The 21,338-nt window shown below is 54.9% G+C and carries 22 protein-coding genes; 4 read left to right on the top strand and 18 right to left on the bottom strand.

The window, feature by feature from the left end; translation table 11 throughout:
• Positions 1 to 71: 71 nt before the first annotated feature.
• From QZ197_RS06830 to greA, 9 genes are read right to left on the bottom strand one after another with little or no spacing between them, the layout of a single operon-like run.
• Complete coding sequence (locus QZ197_RS06830) at positions 72 to 992, bottom strand: alpha/beta fold hydrolase (RefSeq protein ID WP_296431122.1); 921 nt, start codon at positions 990 to 992, stop codon at positions 72 to 74.
• A 51-nt stretch (positions 993 to 1,043) separates the two neighbouring features.
• On the bottom strand, positions 1,044 to 1,952 hold the full coding sequence (locus tag QZ197_RS06825) for an ornithine cyclodeaminase (RefSeq protein ID WP_272146098.1): 909 nt from the start codon (positions 1,950 to 1,952) through the stop codon (positions 1,044 to 1,046).
• Positions 1,949 to 2,572 (bottom strand): HAD family phosphatase, encoded by a 624-nt coding sequence (locus tag QZ197_RS06820; RefSeq protein WP_272146100.1) that lies wholly within the window; start codon positions 2,570 to 2,572, stop codon positions 1,949 to 1,951. The genes QZ197_RS06825 and QZ197_RS06820 overlap by 4 nt, the downstream gene beginning before the upstream one ends.
• Before the next feature lie 28 nt (positions 2,573 to 2,600).
• Positions 2,601 to 3,554, bottom strand: coding sequence for a DMT family transporter (locus tag QZ197_RS06815; RefSeq protein ID WP_296431120.1), 954 nt, complete (start codon positions 3,552 to 3,554; stop codon positions 2,601 to 2,603).
• Positions 3,551 to 3,997 (bottom strand): YaiI/YqxD family protein, encoded by a 447-nt coding sequence (locus QZ197_RS06810; RefSeq protein WP_272146104.1) that lies wholly within the window; start codon positions 3,995 to 3,997, stop codon positions 3,551 to 3,553. The genes QZ197_RS06815 and QZ197_RS06810 overlap by 4 nt, the downstream gene beginning before the upstream one ends.
• Complete coding sequence (gene fghA / locus QZ197_RS06805) at positions 3,994 to 4,821, bottom strand: S-formylglutathione hydrolase (protein WP_296431119.1); 828 nt, start codon at positions 4,819 to 4,821, stop codon at positions 3,994 to 3,996. The genes QZ197_RS06810 and fghA overlap by 4 nt, the downstream gene beginning before the upstream one ends.
• Positions 4,822 to 4,859: 38 nt before the next feature.
• A complete protein-coding gene (locus tag QZ197_RS06800; protein ID WP_272146108.1) occupies positions 4,860 to 5,789 on the bottom strand; it encodes an AEC family transporter in 930 nt (309 codons plus the stop codon).
• A gap of 5 nt (positions 5,790 to 5,794) precedes the next feature.
• Positions 5,795 to 6,781 (bottom strand): hypothetical protein, encoded by a 987-nt coding sequence (locus QZ197_RS06795; RefSeq protein ID WP_272146110.1) that lies wholly within the window; start codon positions 6,779 to 6,781, stop codon positions 5,795 to 5,797.
• A gap of 14 nt (positions 6,782 to 6,795) precedes the next feature.
• A complete protein-coding gene (gene greA / locus QZ197_RS06790; RefSeq protein ID WP_272146112.1) occupies positions 6,796 to 7,266 on the bottom strand; it encodes a transcription elongation factor GreA in 471 nt (156 codons plus the stop codon).
• 203 nt (positions 7,267 to 7,469) lie between these two features.
• Between greA and QZ197_RS06785 the strand changes: the two genes are divergently transcribed.
• Complete coding sequence (locus QZ197_RS06785) at positions 7,470 to 9,116, top strand: electron transfer flavoprotein-ubiquinone oxidoreductase (protein ID WP_272146114.1); 1,647 nt, start codon at positions 7,470 to 7,472, stop codon at positions 9,114 to 9,116.
• A 30-nt stretch (positions 9,117 to 9,146) separates the two neighbouring features.
• Here the strand turns inward: QZ197_RS06785 and QZ197_RS06780 are convergent, their stop codons facing one another.
• Together QZ197_RS06780 and QZ197_RS06775 are read right to left on the bottom strand one after the other, a co-directional pair.
• Complete coding sequence (locus tag QZ197_RS06780) at positions 9,147 to 10,808, bottom strand: DUF4139 domain-containing protein (protein WP_296431118.1); 1,662 nt, start codon at positions 10,806 to 10,808, stop codon at positions 9,147 to 9,149.
• Positions 10,809 to 10,954: 146 nt separating this feature from the next.
• Positions 10,955 to 11,977, bottom strand: coding sequence for an aspartate-semialdehyde dehydrogenase (locus QZ197_RS06775; RefSeq protein WP_272146117.1), 1,023 nt, complete (start codon positions 11,975 to 11,977; stop codon positions 10,955 to 10,957).
• Positions 11,978 to 12,137: 160 nt separating this feature from the next.
• Between QZ197_RS06775 and QZ197_RS06770 the strand changes: the two genes are divergently transcribed.
• Positions 12,138 to 13,343: a Coenzyme F420 hydrogenase/dehydrogenase, beta subunit C-terminal domain gene (locus QZ197_RS06770; protein WP_296431117.1), complete on the top strand. Its 1,206-nt coding sequence runs from the start codon at positions 12,138 to 12,140 to the stop codon at positions 13,341 to 13,343.
• Positions 13,344 to 13,349: 6 nt separating this feature from the next.
• Here QZ197_RS06770 and QZ197_RS06765 read toward each other — a convergent pair whose 3' ends face one another.
• The 3 genes from QZ197_RS06765 to QZ197_RS06755 form a co-directional block, all read right to left on the bottom strand.
• A complete protein-coding gene (locus tag QZ197_RS06765) occupies positions 13,350 to 14,012 on the bottom strand; it encodes a transferrin-binding protein-like solute binding protein (protein WP_296431116.1) in 663 nt (220 codons plus the stop codon).
• A gap of 230 nt (positions 14,013 to 14,242) precedes the next feature.
• Positions 14,243 to 15,523 (bottom strand): matrixin family metalloprotease, encoded by a 1,281-nt coding sequence (locus QZ197_RS06760; RefSeq protein WP_296431115.1) that lies wholly within the window; start codon positions 15,521 to 15,523, stop codon positions 14,243 to 14,245.
• 128 nt (positions 15,524 to 15,651) lie between these two features.
• Positions 15,652 to 16,110: an Lrp/AsnC family transcriptional regulator gene (locus tag QZ197_RS06755; protein WP_272146126.1), complete on the bottom strand. Its 459-nt coding sequence runs from the start codon at positions 16,108 to 16,110 to the stop codon at positions 15,652 to 15,654.
• A gap of 137 nt (positions 16,111 to 16,247) precedes the next feature.
• Here QZ197_RS06755 and ald point away from each other — a divergent pair, with 137 nt between their 5' ends.
• Positions 16,248 to 17,366 carry an alanine dehydrogenase gene (gene ald, locus QZ197_RS06750; protein WP_272146128.1) on the top strand — a complete coding sequence of 373 codons (1,119 nt, stop codon included), beginning with the start codon at positions 16,248 to 16,250 and terminating at the stop codon, positions 17,364 to 17,366.
• Between the two features lie 49 nt (positions 17,367 to 17,415).
• Here the strand turns inward: ald and mscL are convergent, their stop codons facing one another.
• Positions 17,416 to 17,850 (bottom strand): large conductance mechanosensitive channel protein MscL, encoded by a 435-nt coding sequence (gene mscL / locus QZ197_RS06745; protein WP_296431114.1) that lies wholly within the window; start codon positions 17,848 to 17,850, stop codon positions 17,416 to 17,418.
• A gap of 159 nt (positions 17,851 to 18,009) precedes the next feature.
• Between mscL and QZ197_RS06740 the strand changes: the two genes are divergently transcribed.
• Positions 18,010 to 18,705: a glutathione S-transferase N-terminal domain-containing protein gene (locus QZ197_RS06740; RefSeq protein ID WP_272146130.1), complete on the top strand. Its 696-nt coding sequence runs from the start codon at positions 18,010 to 18,012 to the stop codon at positions 18,703 to 18,705.
• 18 nt (positions 18,706 to 18,723) lie between these two features.
• Here QZ197_RS06740 and QZ197_RS06735 read toward each other — a convergent pair whose 3' ends face one another.
• The 3 genes from QZ197_RS06735 to pheT form a co-directional block, all read right to left on the bottom strand.
• Positions 18,724 to 19,170, bottom strand: coding sequence for a YtoQ family protein (locus tag QZ197_RS06735; protein ID WP_272146132.1), 447 nt, complete (start codon positions 19,168 to 19,170; stop codon positions 18,724 to 18,726).
• Positions 19,167 to 19,604: a GNAT family N-acetyltransferase gene (locus QZ197_RS06730; RefSeq protein WP_296431113.1), complete on the bottom strand. Its 438-nt coding sequence runs from the start codon at positions 19,602 to 19,604 to the stop codon at positions 19,167 to 19,169. The genes QZ197_RS06735 and QZ197_RS06730 overlap by 4 nt, the downstream gene beginning before the upstream one ends.
• On the bottom strand, positions 19,601 to 21,338 hold a 1,738-nt coding region (pheT, locus tag QZ197_RS06725), incomplete at its 5' end, for a phenylalanine--tRNA ligase subunit beta (RefSeq protein ID WP_296431112.1). The genes QZ197_RS06730 and pheT, both read right to left, overlap by 4 nt.

Here is a 21,338-nt window from a genome sequence, read left to right as displayed (position 1 = left end):
GCCACAGCGGAAAGATAGGCCTCTTGGACAGTCATTAATTGCGTGCCATTTCCTGAAACCTAAGGGAACGATCAGTCATGCATTGCCGCACGAAGTGCCACGGTTAGCTGTTCGCCGTGGGTATAAGGCAACGCGTGGTCCGCATGATTGACGACCTCTTGGTGTGCTTCGCGGTTCCATTCGGCAAGCCGTCCAATCGCCTGAAGCGGAATGACTTTGTCTGCTCCGGCCCAAACCGCAATCACGGGGATGCCTTTGCGACCCAATTGGCGATGCTCTTCTTCTTGTACCTCGGCTAAAATCCCGCGTCTGCTTGCCAAGAGTGACGGCAAATACCCCCGCCGTGTTAGCTCGCGTCGCTGCGCACGCAGGACTTTTTCAATGTCCTTGGTCTGGCCACGCGCAGGGATCGCGCGTTTGATCCGCCATTCCGCAAACATACCGTGCACCCAGTCACCCAGCAGCGGCACCCGCCTACAAAAACGTGCAAACCAACTTTCATTCATCACAACGCCGGAGCTTGCAATTAACATGACTTGCTTGATGCAATGCGGATTTTCCGCGGCAAAAGCGGTCGCGATGCTGCCGCCCATCGAATAGCCGACAACCGTGATATCCTCGCGTAGGCCATGGTAGGCCGCAAGATCGGATAGCTGGCGCAGGAAAAAAGCGCGATTCTGCGGGCCTTTGGGCGCATCAGAAAGACCGCGTCCATAAAGGTCATACATCAAAACGCGGTAGCCGATGTCGCCAAGGCCCTTGGCGACCGCCTCCATTGAGGTCAGAGGACTTGCTATTCCATGCACAACAACCGCGACCGGACCGCGGACAGGACCGCCCCAACGGTAATGCGTAACACCTTGCGAAAGGGGCGCAAATTCGCCCTCAGCACCATGCCGTTCAGTTGGGCCAATCGCTGTCCTGCGGCGTTCGACATAGAATGGCCAAACCACCAACAGCGCCACCCAAAACAAGCCAAAAATAGCTAACACCAAATCCACAACGTCGCCTTCTCATTTGCAAGGACTGAACCGTATCTACAGTTAACCGCGCCAAGCTTCCAGTATGTAGCGGCTTGTCATCAGATCAAGATGTGCACCGCCACCATTTTTGAACAGCGTGATGTCATCCGCAGCCTTGCGCACAAACTGATCCAGCTCATAATAATCCGCGACGACATCACTTTCGCTGAACGCGCCAGAGGCAATAGGGATCTTTAACTCTCCGATATGACCAATCGTCGTTTTACGACTATCGACGAACACGCGGGCGCGGCCCAGGGCAAGATCATCGACTTCGCGCATATCAGGGCGGTATGCCCCAATCAGATCAATGTGCTGGCCAGGTTGAAACCAACGGCCCATAAGCAGTGGATCAGTCGACATAGTGGCAGAGGTCACGATGTCAGCTTGCCGCACCGCGCTCTCAAGATCCTCTGCAATCGTTATATCCGGAAAAGCCGCCTTAAAAGCCTCTGCGCCGGCAGGTGTTCGGTTCCAAACCGTGAACGACGCATCAGGAAAAGCAGCGCTATACGCCTCGTGCAAAGAATGACCGACCGTCCCTGCACCGACAATCAAGATGTTGCGGCTATCAGGCCGTGCCAAGCGGCGTGCGGCCAAAAGACTGTCGCCCGCTGTCTTCCACTTGGTCACCAGATGAAAATCCAAGATCGCCTCGAGCGCGCCATCCTTGCCTGAGAACAGGTTCACAGCGCCGCCAATCATCGGCTTTCCGTCTGCTTTATTGCCCGGGAAAATCGTGGCGCATTTCACAGCCAGCCCTAACCCCGCAATCCATGCAGACCGGTTCAGCAGCGTATTGTTGCCTTCGTACAAAAACACATCCGCCACATCCGCCTTTGGTCCGTTATGGCCCGCAGCCAAGGCATCCGTTAGGGCCAACCAGTCAAGGTTCTTTTGCCCCTCTTCAAACGGGATCATGACAGTCATTGCGCGGTCTCCTTGCTCAGCAATCCTTCCGCCACCAGCCTATCTGCCCAAGCCTGCGGTCCTTCAAACAAATGCGTCTGCCAGCCACGGGCGGCGGCCATATTGATGTTGTCGATGCGGTCATCAGCAAAAAGCAGACCAGCGGGGGCGATCCCACAGTCATCCTCGACTTGGCTGTAGATTTCAGCGTCCGGTTTGATGACACCCATATGCCCCGAAATATAACGGCGGTCGAATTCGCCCAAGAAAGGATAGACAGGCTCTGCGATCTCAAAGGTCTGGATGCCAAAATTCGTGAGCGTAAAGACCGGCACACCCGCATCGCGCAATGCGCGCAGTAACCGGACCGAATGATCAATCGCGGGTGCTGCCATTTCAATCCAACGGTCGTGCCATATGTGCACTTCGGTCCGCCATTCAGGGTTTGCGTCTGCAGCGGCATAAATCGTGTCACGAAAGTTGCCGCCGCGGTCCACCTCATCATTGATACCGTGCAGGTCGATAGCGGCGAACATTGCGCGGCGGCGTTCTTCGCCGATCACGCTGTCAAAGAACCGCTCTGGCTGCCATTCGATAAGGACATTTCCGATGTCGAGTACGACGGCTTTGACGTCTGGCATAATGGCTCCTGCTTTGGTTCAAGTCAGACTAACGCCGCAAGGGGCGCTGTAAAGCGTCAGGCTTGGTCTGTGCATCCCGCCAAATCGTGAACATGCCCGCGCCAAGGATGAGAGACATACCAAAATAGTCCCATCCATCGGGAAATTCCGCGAAAAACATCATGCCCCAGGCAACCGACATTGGCAGGGCAAGATATTCAAAAGGGGCGACATATGATGCCTCTGACACACGGTAGGCTTGGGAAATAAGGTAGCCACCAATGGCGATGCCAACGCCGATGATTAAGAAAACGGGATAGTCCGCCACCAACGGCCAGCTCCATGCGCGCAAAAGAAAGACCAAGGACGGGTCCGTCTGATCGCCAAACCGCCCGTCACCGACCGCAAGGCCCATCGCAAGACACACGACGATAAAAATGATCTGGATGTAGAATGCCATCGTTGCTGCGGATTCCGTTCCCCCAATCCTGCGTGTGATGATGTGAATACCCGCATAGCAAAACGCCGCTGCCAGCGGCAAAAGCGAGGCCAATTGAAACGCCGTCGTCCCGGGGCGCATCATAATCAACGCGCCCACAAATCCGACCGCAATCGCGGCCCAGCGCCGTGGACCCACCAACTCACCCAAAAACACGACCGAAAAGATCGTAATTACCAAGGGGCTGACGAAAAAGATCGCAACTGCATCTGCCAGCGGCATTGCAGCAAGACCCAGAAAGAAAGTCATGTTGGCAAAGACCACACAAAGCCCGCGCAGCATATGCATTGGCAAACGCTTGGTGCGGGCGATGGCCCAACCGTTTGTCAGAGGCGCGATCAGGACCATAATAATCACCAAGCCAATCACCGACCGGATCAGCACAACCTGATGCAGGGCATAGCCGCCGCTAAGGAATTTGATAGCAACGTCATTGATCGAAAAGAAAATAACCGAAACCGCAGCACAAAGCGCGCCCAATTTTGCTGGCGAAAGCTGTATCAAGGACGTGCCGCCGCGCGCACAGCACGTTCCAACCCGTCAAGAAACCGCGCGCGGTCCGCTTTGCTAAAGGGTTTGCCGCCGCCTTGGCGAAACGGATCAGCCGCGCGCATGTCCGTCATCAGGTCACGTGTGGCAAGGACATTTCCGATATTCGCTGTCGTTAGCGCCTCACCGTTATGTTTAAGGACCAGCGCGCCATTCTCAATACAACGCGCAGCCAGCGGAATATCACCCGTAATCACGACATCGCCTTTAGTGGCGCGGTCCGCGATCCAGATATCGGCAATATCAGGGCCGTCAGGCACGACAACGGTTTCAACCAAAGGGTTCTGCGACGGACGAATTCCGCCGTTCGAAACCACAAACATCTTTAGCTTATGACGAGTGCCAACGCGTTCGACCTCTGATTTGACCGGACAGGCATCCGCGTCGACGTAGATCATGCGTAAAGCGCCTCTGCGTGGAAACTGATGTGGTCTTCGATAAACGTCGCAATAAAGAAATACGAATGATCATAGCCCTTTTGCAGCCTGATCTGCCCCTCTTGACGCTTTTCCGCCATGGCTTGCGCAAGATGTTCTGTCCCCAGTAAATCGCCGAACTGATCATCGGTACCGGTATCAATCAACACCGGACCGTCAAAGCCTTCGCCTTGCATCAATAGCGTCGCATCATGCGGACCCCAATTTTCCTCGGGCCCCCAATATGCGGTGAATTGTTTACGACCCCAATCACTTTTGGTCGGGTGACAAATCGGCGCAAAGGCGGACACGGACCGGAAACGCCCGGGCAACGCCATCGCAAAAGTTAATGCACCGTGACCGCCCATCGAATGGCCGGTCATCGACTGGCGATCCATATCAAGGGCAAAGTTTTCTGCTAGCAATGCAGGCAATTCTTCGGCGACATAGGTCCACATTTTGAAATGCTGATCCCACGGGGCCACGGTTGCATCGATGTAGAAACCCGCACCTTGGCCAAGGTCATAGGCCTCGTCATTCGGCACGCCTTCACCGCGCGGTGATGTATCAGGGAAAACCAGCGCGATCCCCTGCTCTGCGGCCCAAGCTTGTGCGCCCGCCTTCACCATTGCGTTTTCATGGGTGCAGGTCAGGCCCGAAAGAAACCACAACACTGGCACGGGGCCATCTGCCGCCTCTGCTGGCAAAAATAGGCCGAATGTCATGTCACAGGCACACGCCGCTGAGGTGTGTGAATAGACGCCTTGGGTGCCCCCAAAGCAGCGATTTTCAGAGATGGTTTTCATGTGCAGACCCTTTCGTTTCAATAAGGGCTAGCGCAGGTTCAGAAGGTTGTCACCCATGCAATGACCAAGGACACTGTCACGACGCTGGCCGCTGTGGACATCAGGATCGACGCGGACACCCGCGTGGGGGCCACGCCATAGTGCTGAGCAAGGATATACACATTGCCCGCGACGGGCAGTGACGCAGCGGCGATCATCACGCCAGCGGCGTATGGATCAACGTCAAACAGGAACAGTGCGGCGATTGCGACAGCCGCCGGGTGAAGGATCAATTTACAAAAAGACAACCAGCCCGCGATAGCCAGACGTTCGGCCGACTTACTGGCCAGCGATGCACCGATTGCAAACAGCGCACCAGGTGTGGCCGCAGCGCCAAGCAATGTCAGAAAATCATTCACCGGAACAGGAATAGGATAGTTGCCAGCGGAAACCAGCAAACCAAGTGTGATCGACACGATCATCGGGTTTTTAATCAAGCCAACGGCCACCGTCCACAAAACCTTGGGGGACATGCGCCCATCGCGCGATCCGGTGATTAGGATCACGATCAAGCTGCCAAAGACGATCAGATCAATAGCGAGAACCATCATCACGGGGCCAACTGCCCCTTCGCCCAGTAGCAAAACCAACATTGGAATGCCCAAGAAACCGACATTGCCGATCACTGCACATTGGGCTTCGACGGCAGCTTCGGTTACGGGCGCACGGCGGCGCAAGGCGACCAGCGTGGCAAAAACGTAGATAACCGTCGAAGCACTTAAATAAGCCCAGAAAAACTGCCAGTCAAAAATCTCGGCAAGTGACAAGTTCGCGGAAAACCGGAACAGCATCGCGGACAGGGCAAAGTAGAAAACGAATTTGGTCAGATAGGCCGTCGCCTCGGGTGAAAAGAACCCTGTGCGGCCCGACCCATACCCCAAAGCAATAAGCATAAAGAACGGCAATGTTTGAAGAAAAATATCCCACATGCGGGTTAATCAAATGTCCCTGTGGTGCGCGCCAAAAGCATGAACGCGCGCGACGTGCGGGTCTCTGCCAGTTGCAGCAAATCCGTGTCGGTGGCGCTTTCCTCAAAGGTCACGAGCATCTCGTCGTAGCGGCGCAGGAAATGGTGCACGGCATCGCGGAAAATCGTGTCCTCGCGCATGCGCCCAGCGGTCAAAGCCAAAGAAGAACGATCGCGCACGCCGCCCAAACGGTCCATTTCCTTGCCGCGTTCACCGCCTGCAAAACGGCGCCAGTATTCAGCACTGATCGGATCAGGGCGCAGGTCATCCATGTAAATGCCGTCCTGTGACAACAGGGTCAGCACATCTTGGCTGGCTTGCACCAAACGGCGGGCACTGCGGTCGCGCAAGGCACGGCGCAACGCGGAAAACCCGTCGGTGTCATGTTCATCATTGGGGAAATTGAGCGCCTGAATAAGGTCCAAACGTTCCAGCGGCGGATTCATTTCCTCGGACGTCGTGCCCAGTTCCAATGCGGGCTGATCGACTGGGACCTGAGGGGCTGCGCGGGGGACAATCAACCGCGAAACTTCGCGGCGTGATGCAAAGCCAGAAGCCGCATTTTCGGTGTTCATGGTGCTTTGCGCAAACTCAACTAATTGCTTTTCAACAGATGGTTCGGGTGCTGACTGCAACGCTTGCTGCGCCATTTGCATTTGGCGCAAGCCATCAATTGCCGTTTGAATGCGGAACGATTCTTCGCGCACAACACGCGCCGAACGCGCAGCAACTGCCGCGACCCACATCAAAGCAACAGGCATGAAAACCGCGATCAGCATCATGACCCATCGCAAATTTGCATCTGTGCCACTTGAGACTTCAGATGACGGAAGCATCCAAAAGAATAAACCGACGGCGACCAGCCAACCAACAGCAACAGCGCAAGCGATTACCTCACCTTTGGTCAGGCTGTCTGCGGTTTGTGTCGTTGCTCTATTGGGCTGATGCGCCATAGATCACGCGCTTTCTACTTAAAGTTAATCGCTAAAACTTCGTAACTGCGTACGCCACCCGGAGTCCGCACTTCGATACTGTCGCCTTCGTCCTTGCCAATCAAGGCGCGCGACAAGGGCGATTTCATATTCAACTTGCCGCTTTCAATGTCCGCCTCGTATTCACCGACGATCTGATAGGTCTTTTCCTCATCCGTGTCTTCGTCAACCAATGTGACGCGTGCACCAAACTTGATGGTGCCCGAAAGCTTGGCGACATCAATGACATCGGCCAGCGAAATAACGCCCTCAAGCTCTTTCACGCGGCCTTCGATGAAGGACTGCTTTTCCTTGGCAGAATGGTATTCCGCATTCTCTGACAAGTCGCCATGCTCGCGCGCTTCGGAAATCGCACGAATAATCGCCGGGCGTTCCACCGATTTCAGGTGCTTGAGTTCTGCATCAAGTTTGTCAAAACCAGCGCGTGTCAGTGGTATCTTTTCCATGGTACGTCCCCTCCCGGGGCAAAAAGTGTCAATCGAACGTTCATAGCCTATCTTGGACGCTCAGAGTCAAGGCATTGGCGCGATTTGGTGTCGCGTCAAGCAGATTTGACGTCGTGTCCTGATTGCCCCGTGATTGCCCTTGAGGTAACCGTGGCCGATGATAAATAAAAGGGCAAGCGCCCAAGAGTTTAAAGGATTGATCAATGGCCGAGATTGAACGCGAAGCAATGGAATACGATGTTGTCATCGTTGGCGCAGGTCCTGCCGGTCTATCCGCCGCAATCCGGCTGAAACAATTAGACGCGGACCTGAATGTCGTGGTCCTTGAAAAAGGTTCTGAAGTTGGCGCGCATATCTTGTCAGGCGCTGTCCTTGATCCGGTCGGTTTGAACAAACTAATCCCTGACTGGAAAGAAAAAGGCGCACCGCTGAACGTGCCTGTCAAAGAAGATAATTTCTACATGCTGGGCGAAGCAGGACAGTTGCGTATTCCAAACATGTTGATGCCACCCCTGATGAACAACCACGGCAACTACATTGTTTCCATGGGCAACGTCTGCCGCTGGATGGCCGAACAAGCCGAAGAAATGGGCGTCGAGATTTTCCCGGGCATGGCGTGTTCCGAGCTGGTCTACGGCGAAAACGGCGAAGTCAAAGGCGTCGTCGCGGGCGAATTCGGCAAGAATGCCGACGGCACGCACGGCCCATCCTATGAACCGGGCATGGAACTGCACGGCAAGTACGTCTTCTTGGGCGAAGGCGTGCGCGGATCGCTGTCCAAGCAAGTGATCGCGAAATACGATCTCGCTGCAAATTCGGACGTGCAAAAATACGGCCTTGGCATGAAGGAAATCTGGGAAATCGACCCAGAAAAACACCGTGAAGGCACTGTGACCCACACGATGGGCTGGCCTTTGGAAAGCAAAGCAGGCGGCGGATCATTCATCTACCACCTTGAGAACAATCAGGTTTACGTAGGCTTTGTGGTTCACCTGAACTACAAAAACCCGCATGTGTTCCCTTACATGGAATTCCAGCAGTTCAAGCACCATCCGATGGTGGCGGAACTTCTCAAAGGCGGCAAACGCGTAGCTTACGGCGCGCGCGCAATTTCCGAGGGCGGTTTCCAATCCATGCCGCAGCTTGAATTCCCGGGCGGCGCGCTGCTGGGCTGTGCGGCAGGCATGGTCAACGTTCCGCGCATCAAAGGTAACCATAACGCTATGCTATCCGGCATCGCTGCCGCAGAAGCCGCACATGACGCAATCAAGGCCGATCGCAGCGGCGATTTGCTACAAGGTTATGATGATGCGGTTCGCAAAGGCGAGATCGGCGATGATCTGAAGAAAGTGCGCAATGTTAAGCCGCTTTGGTCCAAATACGGCCTGCTTGCCTCGCTTGGTATAGGCGGCATGGATATGTGGATGAACACCTTTGGAATTGGCGTTCTAGGGACGCTATCGCACGGTAAATCCGACGCCGATGCAACCGAAGCCGCCAGCAAACACAAAGAAATCAGCTACCCCAAGCCCGACGGCACATTGTCATTCGACCGCCTGACGAATGTGTCTTTCAGCTTTACCAACCATGAAGAAAGCCAGCCTGCGCATCTTCATCTGACCGACCCCGATGTGCCGGTTAGTGTGAACCTAGCCAAGTACGCAGGTCCGTCAGCGCGCTATTGCCCTGCTGGCGTTTATGAATTCGTGGGGGAAGGCGCAGAGACGAAGTTCCAGATCAATTTCCAGAACTGCGTCCACTGCAAGACCTGCGATATCAAAGACCCAAGCCAGAACATCACGTGGACAGTTCCACAAGGTGGCGACGGCCCGAATTACCCCAATATGTGATGCGTAAAGTAAGGTGGATATCTATCCACCTTACCGCAAAACATAATCGCTGGGCCAAGTCAGGTTGTAGTCCAAGACAATCTCTTGCTTGGCACCTGCGTCCAGTTCCAGATCCCACTCCAAGATACCACGGCGGCCCTCGGGGTTAAGTCGGGTAAACGACGGGCTGGCTGTGAAATCAACTTCTAGGTCTTCTTGTTCTGTGTAGGAAAACGCTTCACGCACCAGCACAGACCAGTCTTGGCCGGTTAGATTATCAACAGTCATTACAACCTGTTCGGTCAACTGATTAGCACTGGTAAAAACACCGACGCCACCTTCCGACTTGGCAGGCGTTGCGCGTGTCAGGCGCAACCCATCAAGTGGGCCGAAACCCATGTTTTGATCCGCACCAGCGGCCAGCAATGGCATCTGGTCAAAGCCTATCATCGTACCATCCGCAAACAACAACGCTTGTCCGGGCAACAGGACTTCGTCGGTCGAATTGGTAAACTCGGCCATCCGGTAGGCGATGCTATCACGGCTTGGCACCGCCTCGGCCCAGACATCCGCCTCAAGGCTAATGGTATCCAACGCCAGCCGCAGATCATCGACACCGTTTCGGATCGTCACACGACCCGGATAGGTGTAGGTCACCGTTGCACCGCTAAAGTCAGCTTGCGCGGTTACCGCCATAGGTGCGGGCATCGCTTCTTCCATCATCACTGCGCCAGATCGCGCAAAGCTCTGCGCGTCAGCAGATAACAAATCCACACCGCGTTCACGCTCCAGATCATCTTTGGAAATAATCCGGCGTGGCTGTGGCCAGACCTCGCTTGGGGCGGTTTGCTCACCCGGACGCGCGGTTGACAGAACCAATTGCACATCGTTCCAGTCTTGGCCTGATTGCTGGCTGATTACGACAGCACGGTCGATGTCCAAGGCGGCTGCGTCCCCCGTCGTTAGGCGCATGTCGTAGACGGGCGACCAATTGGCAAAGCCCTCAAGACTGCTGATGTCGACCGTATATGCACCCGCTTCCGCTGCGTTCAAAGTGAACGTCAGCACTGATCCATCCTGATCGGGAACCATCAATGCGGCAAGCGCCTGCTTCGCATCTTTCAACGCATCGAGGTCATCCTGACGGGCACGTTCCGCGGCTTTCGCCTCTTGTTCAGCATCAAAAGCCGTTTGGCGCGCAGCTAGCGTTTCGGAACCAACCATCTGCGCAAGCGCTTGAATGTCGGCAATTGCGCCTTGCGTGAGGGCATCACTCGCACGCCCCTGTGCAAGGTTCTGCAAGAACGTGATTTGCGCATCAGCGGCGGCAACGCGCAAACGGATTGCGGCGATTGCGGCGTCACTGTCCCGCAAGACAGCTTCCAGACGTTCCACCTCTGCTTTCGCGGCTACGATCTCTGGTGCTGTTTGATCTGGCGTGACAGGCAAGCGATCATTGGCAAGGTTCACGGCACCGATCTGCGTTCCAGAGGGCGCAGATACCCGCAGACCTTGTGGCGACAATCCCTCCGGCAAGCCCGGCACGATGATGTCGTGCTGACCTGCGGGCAAATCCAATGTGATCAGCCGGGTTACAGTCGCAAGCCCGGGATAGATCGTGACCAAATCGACACGCGCGTCTGCGGTGAATGTGTCGGCGAAACCGGGGCATGCCAAAACAAGCATGCTGGTTGAAAGAAGTGGGCGAAACATATGCGGCCTCCTGCGATGTTCATAAGTTGAATATACTTAGTTTGACGGATGACAGGGAATGATCCTTGGTGGTCATGGGAAATAATTCGCCGCAAACGAAAAAGGGCGCCCCGCAGGACGCCCTTTCTAATAATAACGCAAAAGGCTTAACCCTTTTTCAAGCACTCGCGACCCAACAGTTCAGCAATCTGTACTGCATTCAAGGCAGCACCCTTGCGCAAGTTGTCGGACACGCACCACAGGTTCAAACCGTTGTCGATCGTGCTGTCCTGACGGATGCGGCTGATGAATGTCGCAAAATCACCAACGCATTCGATCGGGGTGACGTAGCCGCCGTCTTCACGCTTATCGATGACCATTATACCGGGTGCTTCACGCAGGATGTCGCGGGCTTCGTCCTCGTCCAAAAATTCCTCGAACTCGATGTTGATCGCCTCCGAGTGGCCAACAAAAACCGGCACACGCACACATGTGGCCGTGACCTTGATCTTGGGATCAACAATCTTTTTGGTCTCGGCGACCATTTTCCATTCTTCTTTGGTCTCGCCACTGTCCAAGAACACATCGATGTGCGGGATCACGTTAAATGCGATCTGCTTGGTAAACTGACGCGGCGGCTTGCTGTCGGTCGGGTTATAGATCGACTTTGTCTGGTCCCACAGCTCATCAATGCCGCCTTTGCCAGCGCCTGATACAGACTGGTATGTGCTGACGACAACACGCTTGATCGTGGCACGATCATGCAACGGCTTAAGCGCGACAACCATCTGCGCAGTGGAACAGTTCGGGTTCGCGATGATGTTCTTTTTGGAATACCCGTGCACGGCTTGCGGGTTCACTTCGGGCACGATCAGCGGCACATCAGGATCGTAACGGTAAAGCGAAGAGTTATCGATCACGACGCAACCGGCCTTGGCAGCCTTTGGCGCGTAAATTTTTGTGGCATCGGAACCCACGGCAAACAGCGCCATATCCCAACCCGTGAAATCGAACGTATCAAGGTCTTTGGTCTTCAAGGTTTTATCGCCAAAGCTGACTTCGGTGCCCAGCGATTTACGGCTGGCAAGTACGGCAATCTCGGCGACGGGGAATTCCCGCTCGGCGAGGATGTTCAGCATTTCACGGCCCACATTGCCTGTGGCGCCGACGATGGCGATTCTATAGCCCATTTGGCTGGCTCCTTGTAAAAGATGCGCCCCTTTACCGCGTGTCCAGCCCAAGGGAAAGGGGGCGCTGTCAGATGCGACAGATGCACGCGCAGTGGTGTATTTTGCGCATCGGTATGTAAATCAAACTAGACAGTTTGGCCTGCCGCAGTAGGGTAGCGCCATGACAACAACACCGACATTTCGCGATCCCGCCCCGCGTGGGCTTTGTACTGATTGCGGTGTGTCACGGATGCAGGACCCGTCGGCCTGCGGCAAAGCCTGCCAATTCATCAAGCCCGACTATCCGACCCTAGAAACACGCGTGCACGGTCAAGCGGCCAAAGACATCGGCGACGCACGGTTCTTTGGCGTTTCGCACGCAATGTACCGTGCGGCGCTGACGCCAGCCCGTGCGGGTGCGCAATGGACAGGATTGACCACGCGACTGGCAGAACAACTGCTCGAATGTGGCAAAATCGATGCGGTTTTGACAATGGTGCCAGACCCCAGCGACCGATGGCGACCACAACCGGCAATCATCACAAATGCGGCCGATATGTCCGAAGCCCGCGGCATGCGTATGGGATATGCGCCATTGCTCGCATTGCTGGAACCGGCGGCGGCGGCGGGCCACAAACGCATTGCGGTCATCGGCATCCCTTGTCAGGTTTATGCGTTGCGCGCCCTTGAGGCGTCCTTGGGTTTCGAGCGGATTTATGTGATTGGTACACCGTGTTCGGACAACACAACCACAGAGAATTTTCACAGCTTTCTCGCACGGCTAACCGATGCGCCTGAAACGGTGACTTATCTGGAATTCCGCGCGGACTATCATGTTGAATTGCGCTTTACCGATGGTTCACAACGCTTGATTCCGTTCTTGAAATTGCCCTTGTCCGACCTGCCCGCAGATTTCTTTCCTGTCACCTGTCGGACCTGCATCGATTATACCAATCGGCTGGCTGACATCACAGTCGGGTACATGGCAGGCGAAGGGGAACAATGGTTGATAGTGCGCAATGCACGCGGCCAAGAGATGTTGGATGGGTTGGGCACCGAGGTCTCTTTGGCCACCCCCGGTTCACGCGGCAAACGCGCTGGTGCGGTAAAGGGCTTTATCGAGAACACCAAACTTGCAGCCGGCGGCCTGCCACTGCGACGCATGCCTCATTGGTTACGTGGGATCATGGCGTGGCTGATGCCGCGCGTGGGACCGCGCGGACTAGAGTTCGCACGCGCACGGGTCGAAATGAAAGCCGCTGAAACGATCCTCCACCTGCGCCGCGAAGAACCTGCAAAGATCAAGAATATGGTGCCAGATCACGTCTGGAACCTTGCCAAACCTTACGGGTTACTGCCTGAAGACGGCGAAGAAACCAAAGACTAGGTCGCGTTATTCAGCAGCGAAAACAGCGCTGATATTCAGGTCGTCCGCATCTGACTCTAACGTAAATATACCGCCGATTTCATCCGCGTTGCGCCCATAAACCTGCCCTTCCATGGAACCATCAACGGGACCTGAGCTTTCAAAAATCTGTCCCGTCAGCGTGACGTTGTCGCCCACAAAAGTTGTCCCTTCAAAACGAGCGCCCAAAATGTTGATCACGCCAGGGACGTTCTGCTGTGGCCCCTCATTGAATGTGCCAGACAAGTTGTTGAACTCCGCATTGACGCCACTGCCCCAGTTGGCCGTAATTATGGCAGAACCCGTCAAGGCATACCGGCCTTCGGTATTAACCTCCATTACGACAACGCCTGTATAACGGGACGAGCCATCGGTCGGCAGATCGTCTAAGAATGTGGTTTGGCCCACAACACCGAATATGTCGTCACCCGTTCCGCTGGTTTGGAAAAAACGAACGTATTCGGTTCCGGCAAGGTTGGTCAGCGTTACCGTGCTAGAAAGAGGAACGGAAAGAGTAAGGGTAGTACGTTGTTGCCCTTCGAAACTGCCCGCCAATTCACCGTTCGAAACAACACCCGTGGCGTGATCGAAAGTGCCCACTATTGTCGGCGCGGTGGCGCGCTCATTGTTTATTGCAACGGTTGTAAACACCGAGGTCCTACCTGCCGTGGTTTCCTCGAATTCGGTATAGGTATTGTTTGTGGGACCGCTGCCATCAATGCCCTCGACATCAGGGGGCGCCCCGCCGGCATTTCCACCGCCGCCAGTTGACGCGCCACCGCCACCGCCGCCACAAGCCGAAATTGTCGAACAAAGTATCGCGATCATTATAAAAGAAAACGCGCGACTATGTGCTACGCGGATGCCGTGAGCGGTTTTAATCATATCAGAAAGTCGCTCTCTGTCAGGTTGGATTGCGTCAATCCGAAAAACACGATTGTTGTTCCTTCGGCTATAAAACGGGCCATCATGCCAGAGCCATCATTGAAGTCTTGCACAAAACTGAACGGATTGTCGCGTACGGCGGTGTCAAAACCAATGAGCTGGATCACATCAATACCACTTTCAAAATCCACCCCAATGGCCTGTGTCGCACCTGGGTCAGTAAGATCAACGTTCAATGCCGCAATCGTGTTGATGCCCTGTCCGGGGCCGAACACAAATGTATCCGCGCCGCCACCGCCTTCGATGAAATCATCCCCGCCGCCCGGCGTCAGAACATCGTCACCATAGAAAAATCCGGTTGTTGGATCGCCAACAAGCGTATCATTCCCGTCAACACCACCGGGATTGCCGTCACCACTTAGATTGTCATTGCCGGAGCCACCTAAAACGATGTCGTCCCCTGAACCACCCGAAGCTGTTGTACGGCCTCCAGCAATGATCACGTCATTCCCGTTATCCCCGTTCAACGTATTTGCGCCCAGCACATCAATAATGATGTCGGCACCGCCGCCTGCATTCACCGTGTCACCGCCCGCACCGCCATAGATCGTGTCCGCGAAATTTGTCGCCGTTAGAACATCGTCTCCGCCAAGAAGCCGCAAAGTGAGCCCCCTTGTTTCGCCGGACAAATCGTCAGTATTGGCACCATCAGTCCAGTTAGGATCGCCATATAAGATCTGCGCTCCTGCAATATCGCCCCCGCCAAGATCATCTGCGCTGATCGGCGTGTTCATGATTTGATCTCTATATTCAGGCCCGTCGTCCTGATCCACATGACCCAAACCAATCGCATGCCCAATTTCATGCAAAAGCACCGCGTAATAGCTGAGCAGGCCACGTTCGCCAAATGGCGACCACGTTGCCTCCAGATCCATATCAACAGTCGCAGAGGTCACAATAGAGACGCCATTGTCAGTGATCGGTCCTCTTCCGAAAAAATATGTCGCAAGCCCTACGGTGGACCCTGACAAAGTCGTTGTTCGCACATCGATATCGGCATCGCCTTGGGCAAACTCGAAATCAAGCGTGGTATAGCTTTCCCATGTGTTGAACGCGGCTTGCGCTGCATAGATGAACTGCGCATCGGTAAAGCCCGCGCCATAGGTTAGACCAGTCAGGGACAACGACCACGTCACGCGACCGCCATCCGACCCCAATTGATCGTCGCCCCACTTCAACGCGCTGTAGTTGGACCCGCTCGATAAAACGTAAGCCATTTCTTCTCCGATCCAGCATTGTGCTCGTGACTCTACGGCATCAGGCTTTAGTCGAAGTTAATATTGCGCCCAAATTGAGGCGGCCATCAGAAATAGAAAAATGCGCAATTAACCGCCGAAAACCGGCGTCAAACCGGCAAGGCAGTTGTTTGTCGCACAGTGCGTAATGCGAACGAGGACTGCATCTGCGCAACTCCGGGCAAAGTCGCCAAATAACGCCGGTGAATACGTGCGAAATCCTCTGTGTCACCCGCAACAACCTTTAGCAGATAATCCGCAGACCCTGCCATCAAGTGGCATTCTAATACATCCGGCACGCGTGCGACTGCTTTTTCAAAGGCATCCAGCACCTCGTCTGCCTGACCGCTCAATGTGATCTCGACGAATACAGTCGTCGGGCGACCGACTTTGCGCGGATCCAACAGCGCAACATAATCACGAATGAACCCCTCTTTCTCTAACCTTTGTACGCGGCGATGACAGGCCGAGGCCGAAAGATTGGCCGTTTCAGACAGCTCTGCGTTGGACATGCGGCCTTTTTTTTGCAGCACTTGCAGGATTCGGCGATCAATACTGTCGATTTTCATTTTGCACACGATCCTTCTAATTTTTAGGCTTTACGAGCACGAATTTACTGGAATTATCGTCAGATACCAAGAAAAACATCCATGTACTTGCGGCTGGAAAGCAGAATAGTCCACGTAGAAATAGGGAGGACACGGTCATGCATATTGGATGCCCAAAAGAGATCAAACCACAGGAATTTCGCGTTGGCCTGACGCCGAACGCAGCGCATGAAGCCGTGAATAGCGGCCACACCGTCACAGTCGAGACAAACGCCGGCAATGGTGCGGGCTTTCTAGACGAAGACTATATCGCAGCAGGCGCACAGATCGTCGGCACAGCGGCCGAAGTCTTTGCAGTGGCCGAAATGGTTGTAAAAGTGAAAGAACCGCAGCCAATTGAACGTAAAATGCTGCGCGAAGGTCAGATTTTGTTCACCTACCTGCACCTTGCACCTGACCCCGAACAGACCAAAGACCTGATGGAATCCGGCGCAACCTGCATCGCCTACGAGACCGTCACCGATGATCGTGGCGGCTTGCCGTTGCTGGCACCCATGTCAGAGGTTGCTGGCCGGTTGGCCCCACAAGTCGGCGCTTGGACTTTGCAGAAAGCCAATGGCGGACGCGGTGTTCTGATGGGCGGCGTGCCAGGTGTTGGACCTGCGCGCGTTCTAGTGATCGGCGGCGGCGTCGTCGGCACACATGCCGCCAAGATCGCGGCAGGCATGGGCGCGGATGTGACCGTTTTGGACCGATCCTTGCCGCGCCTGCGCTACTTGGACGATGTCTTTGGCGGGCAGTTCAAGAACAGCTATGCAAGTGCAGGCAACACAATCGAATTGGCGCGCGAAGCAGATTTGATCATCGGTGCAGTCCTGATCCCCGGTGCGGCGGCCCCCAAGCTCATCTCTCGGGCGCAACTGTCCGAACTCAAGCCCGGTGCGGCACTCGTGGATGTCGCGATCGATCAAGGCGGGTGTTTTGAAACCTCAAAGGCGACAACCCACCAAGATCCTATCTATGACGTGGACGGGATCATGCACTACTGCGTGGCAAACATGCCGGGTGCCGTGGCGCGGACATCTACAATCGCGCTTGGCAATGCGACGATGCCATTCATGCTGGCGTTGGCGAATAAAGGATGGCGGCAGGCCTGCGAAGATGATCCGCATCTTTTGAACGGTTTGAACGTTCATGCAGGCAAACTGACCTACTATGCGGTCGGTATGGCGCTGGGCATCGATGTGTTGTCACCGGCACTTGCACTGCGCGAATAAAAAAACGCTGACCTGCCAATTGCGGCAGGTCAGCGCTTCGAATGCAGGCTTAGGCTTGTTTGGCCAGCGCGTCGCGGATTTCCAAAAGAACTTCCAACTCGGTTGGACCTTTTGGCGCTTCTGGTGCTGCAACTTCTTCAGCTGCAGCCGCATCTTTGATCTTGTTAACGCTGCGCACCAGCATGAACACGACGAATGCGATGATCAGAAAGTTGATGATCGCCATGATGAATGCACCGTATGCAAAGATCGAGCCGCCGGTTTCGCGGGCTGCTTCGAGTGATGCACCAGCAGGCACATCGCCGCCAAGAACGGCGTAGTTATTTGTGAAATCAACACCACCAGACACAAGTCCGATGATCGGGTTGATCAAGTCACCGACCAATGACGTCACGATAGCCGTGAATGCCGCGCCGATGATGATACCAACGGCCATGTCCATGACATTGCCTTTGGCGATAAATGATTTGAATTCGTTTAACATGTGTGTCCCCACTTTTTTATAAGCTTCACGCATGGATCTCGCGCCCATTGCGCAACTGCGCACAGCCATACCGATATTCATGAACTCTCGCACGGGTTTTATTCCCTGAAATTCCCCTTAGCTTCAGTCCATCGCAGTATTGCAAAGGACACGCACATCATGGCCGATCTATCGACTTTCCCGATCACCGCACGCTGGCCCGCCAAGGACCCTTCGGTGATCCAGCTTTATTCTTATCCCACACCTAACGGCGTGAAGGTTTCAATCGCTCTTGAAGAGATGGGGTTGGCCTACGAGCCGCACCTTGTCACGCTCAAGGATGAAGACGTCAAAAGCAATGCGTTCCTGTCATTGAACCCAAACAACAAGATACCCGCAATCGTTGACCCCAACGGACCAAGCGGTCCAATCGGCCTATTCGAAAGTGGTGCAATCCTGCTTTATCTCGCTGAAAAGTCCGGGAAATTCCTAGGTTCGAACGCTGCTGAAAAAGCCAAGATCACACAGTGGCTTATGTTTCAGATGGGCGGCCTTGGGCCAATGCTGGGACAAATGGGCTTTTTCTACAAATTTGCAGGATCGCAAATCGAAGACCCCCGCCCACGCGAACGCTACCGCGACGAAGCGATCAGATTGTTGGCCGTTCTAGACAAAGAACTGGAAGGCAAAGACTGGCTCCTTGGCGCGTACTCAATCGCGGACATGGCCATCGCGCCATGGTTAAATGCGCTTGAATTCTACGGCACCAAGGACGTCGTGGGCTATCATGACCTTAAGAACGTCCCTGCATATGTTGAGCGGTTTTATGCCCGGCCGGCCGTCGCCAAAGCCAAGAGCATCCCTAACCCGTCCTAAATCGGGGTGAACTGCGATTTAGGGCAGCGTTCCATTCAGAACGTAGTTCAATATCTCGACAACCTGCTGCGGCGTTTCCACAACGGCAAGCGCTGCGGCATCTACTTCTTTCAACGGATGCTGATGATCGGGGCCGTGCATCACGATCAGTGACTTACCCAATGCAGCGGCATAACCCGCGTCGAAAGCTGCATTCCACTGTTTATATTGATCCCCAAAACGGACAACGACAATGTCAGCATTCGCAATGCCGTGCCGCGTACGAATTGCATTCAGGTTAGCACCCTTGTTGTCATGCCAGAACTTTTTTGGCTCTTCGCCCATGATCGCTACACCGCAGTCATCCGAAGCCGCGTGATCCGTGACAGGGCTATGAAACGCAACATCCAAGCCAGCCGCACCAGCAGTGATCTGATCGCGCCAGTCGGTGTGAATTTCACCAGAAAGATAGATATTCAAAGTCATGTTGGGCTTCCTTCGTTCAATTGTCGCTTAAAATAGACCTTATTGCCGTCATGGCCAACCTCGGTCCAGCCGCTTTTCCGATAAAACGCTTGCGTTGCGGTCATTTGAGTATGCGTTGCTAGGTGAATTTCCGCATGCCCTGTTGCTTTCGCAGCTTCGATCACGTGATCGACCAACGCGCGCCCGATCCCATGACTACCTGCGTCTGGGTGCACAGCAAGGTTCACGATATGCGCTTTTCCGTCAAGTTCGGCAAAAACCCCGCCAACTACGACACCATCCAATTCAGCGACCCAAACATCAAGTTTGGCCAAATCCTCGGCAATGCCGTCTGCCACTGATGGCAGATCAAGATGCTGGAATGGCGCATAGGCAGCCTTCAGGCACGCGGTTAACGCATCCACATCGTCAGACGTGGCACACCGCAAAATCATCCGCGCAGCACGCCACCTGTTGCTTTCGTAACCTTCTCGATGATCTTGCCGCTGACGGCTTCGATGTCGGCGTCTTTCAACGTGGCATCGGTAGGTTGCAAACGCACCGTGACCGCGAGCGACTTCTTGCCTTCGCCCAACGACCCACCAATGAATTCATCAAAGACGCGCACATCCGCGATCAGTGCTTTGTCCGCACCAGCCGCCGCATTGACCAAGGTCAGTGCTTCAACATCAGCGTCTACGACAAAGGCAAAGTCACGCTCGACCGCCTGCAAATCGGTTGCGACCAATGCTGGCCGCGTAGCAGTCTTGTTTTTCGGCATCGGAACTTCGTCAGGCCAAATTGTGAACGCGACCGCAGGACCTTTGATGTCCATTTCGCGCAACACCTTGGGGTGCAGTTCGCCAAAGACAGCCAAGACCTTCTTGGGCCCCAAACAGATTTTACCATGTCGCCCTGGATGCCACCAAGCGTCAGCGCCGCGCATGATCTGCACTTTTGCGGGTGCACCGATCGCAGCCAGAACAGCTTCGGCATCCGCCTTTGCATCATAAAGATCGACGGGGCGCGATGTGCCATGCACGTCCTTTGGCCCCGTGCGCCCGATCAGAACGCCTGACACCAACATATGCTGCTCACCCGGCTCGCCACCGTGGAAACCAGCGCCGACCTCGAACAGGCCCATATCCATGAAACCCCGCGCCTGATTGCGGGCTGCTGCACGCAGCAAACCACCCAGCAGGTTAGGTCGCATATGCGACATTTCCGAACTGATCGGGTTTTCCAGCATCGTCGCATCATCGCCACCACCGAAGAGCGTGGCCGCTGCCGCATCGATAAAGCTGTAGGTCACACATTCGTTATAGCCCAAAGCCGCAGCCGTGCGGCGGGCCGCTTGCTGGCGCGATTGGCTTGGCGTCAGAATAGGGCGTGGCACGCCTGCATTGATGCGCGGCAATGGCTTGCCTTCAAGCTTGGTCAATGACGCGATGCGCGCGACTTCTTCGACCAAATCAGCCTCTCCTTGCACGTCAGGACGCCAAGACGGCACATTGGCCATGTCGCCTTTCATCACAAAACCAAGTGACGTTAGTGTGGTGCGCTGTGTCGCCTCTGAGATTTCCATACCAACGAGTGAAACCACCCGCTTTGCGTCCAGTTTATAGGCGCGGGACGTATCGGGCACTTCACCAGCTTGGATCAATTGCGACGCTTCACCGCCTGCGTGATCGACGATCATGCGCACTGCATGTTCCAATCCTTCGGGTGTGAAAGACGGGTCAATTCCGCGCTCAAACCGGTAACGCGCATCTGAATTTATCTTCAATGCGCGCCCTGTGTAGGCAATTTGGACAGGGTCCCAATACGCGCTTTCGACAAAGACGTTCACGGTGTCTTCGGTGCAGCCAGTGTCGGCACCGCCCATTACGCCTGCGATGCTTTCAGGACCATTATCGTCAGAAATAACCATCTGCCCCGCTTGCAGGGTATATTCCTTGTCATCCAATGCCACGATGGTTTCACCACCAGCCGCACGATGGACGCGCAGATTACCCGCAACCTTATCAGCGTCAAAGACGTGCAAGGGGCGGTTCAAATCATAGGTAAACCAATTGGTCACATCGACGAGGAAACTGATGGGACGTAGCCCAATAGCACGCAGTTGGGTTTGCAACCAGTCAGGGCTGGGTCCATTTTTGACGCCTTTAATCAGGCGACCACAAAACACA

Source organism: Yoonia sp., assembly GCF_017854415.1.
Lineage (GTDB): Bacteria > Pseudomonadota > Alphaproteobacteria > Rhodobacterales > Rhodobacteraceae > Yoonia.
The sequence above is the reverse complement of the archived record's forward strand: the minus strand, read 5'-3'. Positions and strand labels throughout refer to the sequence as shown.

Coding starts and splice junctions, on each gene's coding strand:
- QZ197_RS06825 (WP_272146098.1), bottom strand. CDS start 1,952: ATGACTGTCATGATCCCGTTTGAAGAGGGGCAAAAGAACCTTGACTGG.
- QZ197_RS06820 (WP_272146100.1), bottom strand. CDS start 2,572: ATGCCAGACGTCAAAGCCGTCGTACTCGACATCGGAAATGTCCTTATC.
- QZ197_RS06810 (WP_272146104.1), bottom strand. CDS start 3,997: ATGATCTACGTCGACGCGGATGCCTGTCCGGTCAAATCAGAGGTCGAA.
- fghA (WP_296431119.1), bottom strand. CDS start 4,821: ATGAAAACCATCTCTGAAAATCGCTGCTTTGGGGGCACCCAAGGCGTC.
- QZ197_RS06800 (WP_272146108.1), bottom strand. CDS start 5,789: ATGTGGGATATTTTTCTTCAAACATTGCCGTTCTTTATGCTTATTGCT.
- QZ197_RS06795 (WP_272146110.1), bottom strand. CDS start 6,781: ATGGCGCATCAGCCCAATAGAGCAACGACACAAACCGCAGACAGCCTG.
- greA (WP_272146112.1), bottom strand. CDS start 7,266: ATGGAAAAGATACCACTGACACGCGCTGGTTTTGACAAACTTGATGCA.
- QZ197_RS06785 (WP_272146114.1), top strand. CDS start 7,470: ATGGCCGAGATTGAACGCGAAGCAATGGAATACGATGTTGTCATCGTT.
- QZ197_RS06780 (WP_296431118.1), bottom strand. CDS start 10,808: ATGTTTCGCCCACTTCTTTCAACCAGCATGCTTGTTTTGGCATGCCCC.
- QZ197_RS06775 (WP_272146117.1), bottom strand. CDS start 11,977: ATGGGCTATAGAATCGCCATCGTCGGCGCCACAGGCAATGTGGGCCGT.
- QZ197_RS06770 (WP_296431117.1), top strand. CDS start 12,138: ATGACAACAACACCGACATTTCGCGATCCCGCCCCGCGTGGGCTTTGT.
- QZ197_RS06760 (WP_296431115.1), bottom strand. CDS start 15,523: ATGGCTTACGTTTTATCGAGCGGGTCCAACTACAGCGCGTTGAAGTGG.
- QZ197_RS06755 (WP_272146126.1), bottom strand. CDS start 16,110: ATGAAAATCGACAGTATTGATCGCCGAATCCTGCAAGTGCTGCAAAAA.
- ald (WP_272146128.1), top strand. CDS start 16,248: ATGCATATTGGATGCCCAAAAGAGATCAAACCACAGGAATTTCGCGTT.
- mscL (WP_296431114.1), bottom strand. CDS start 17,850: ATGTTAAACGAATTCAAATCATTTATCGCCAAAGGCAATGTCATGGAC.
- QZ197_RS06740 (WP_272146130.1), top strand. CDS start 18,010: ATGGCCGATCTATCGACTTTCCCGATCACCGCACGCTGGCCCGCCAAG.
- QZ197_RS06735 (WP_272146132.1), bottom strand. CDS start 19,170: ATGACTTTGAATATCTATCTTTCTGGTGAAATTCACACCGACTGGCGC.
- QZ197_RS06730 (WP_296431113.1), bottom strand. CDS start 19,604: ATGATTTTGCGGTGTGCCACGTCTGACGATGTGGATGCGTTAACCGCG.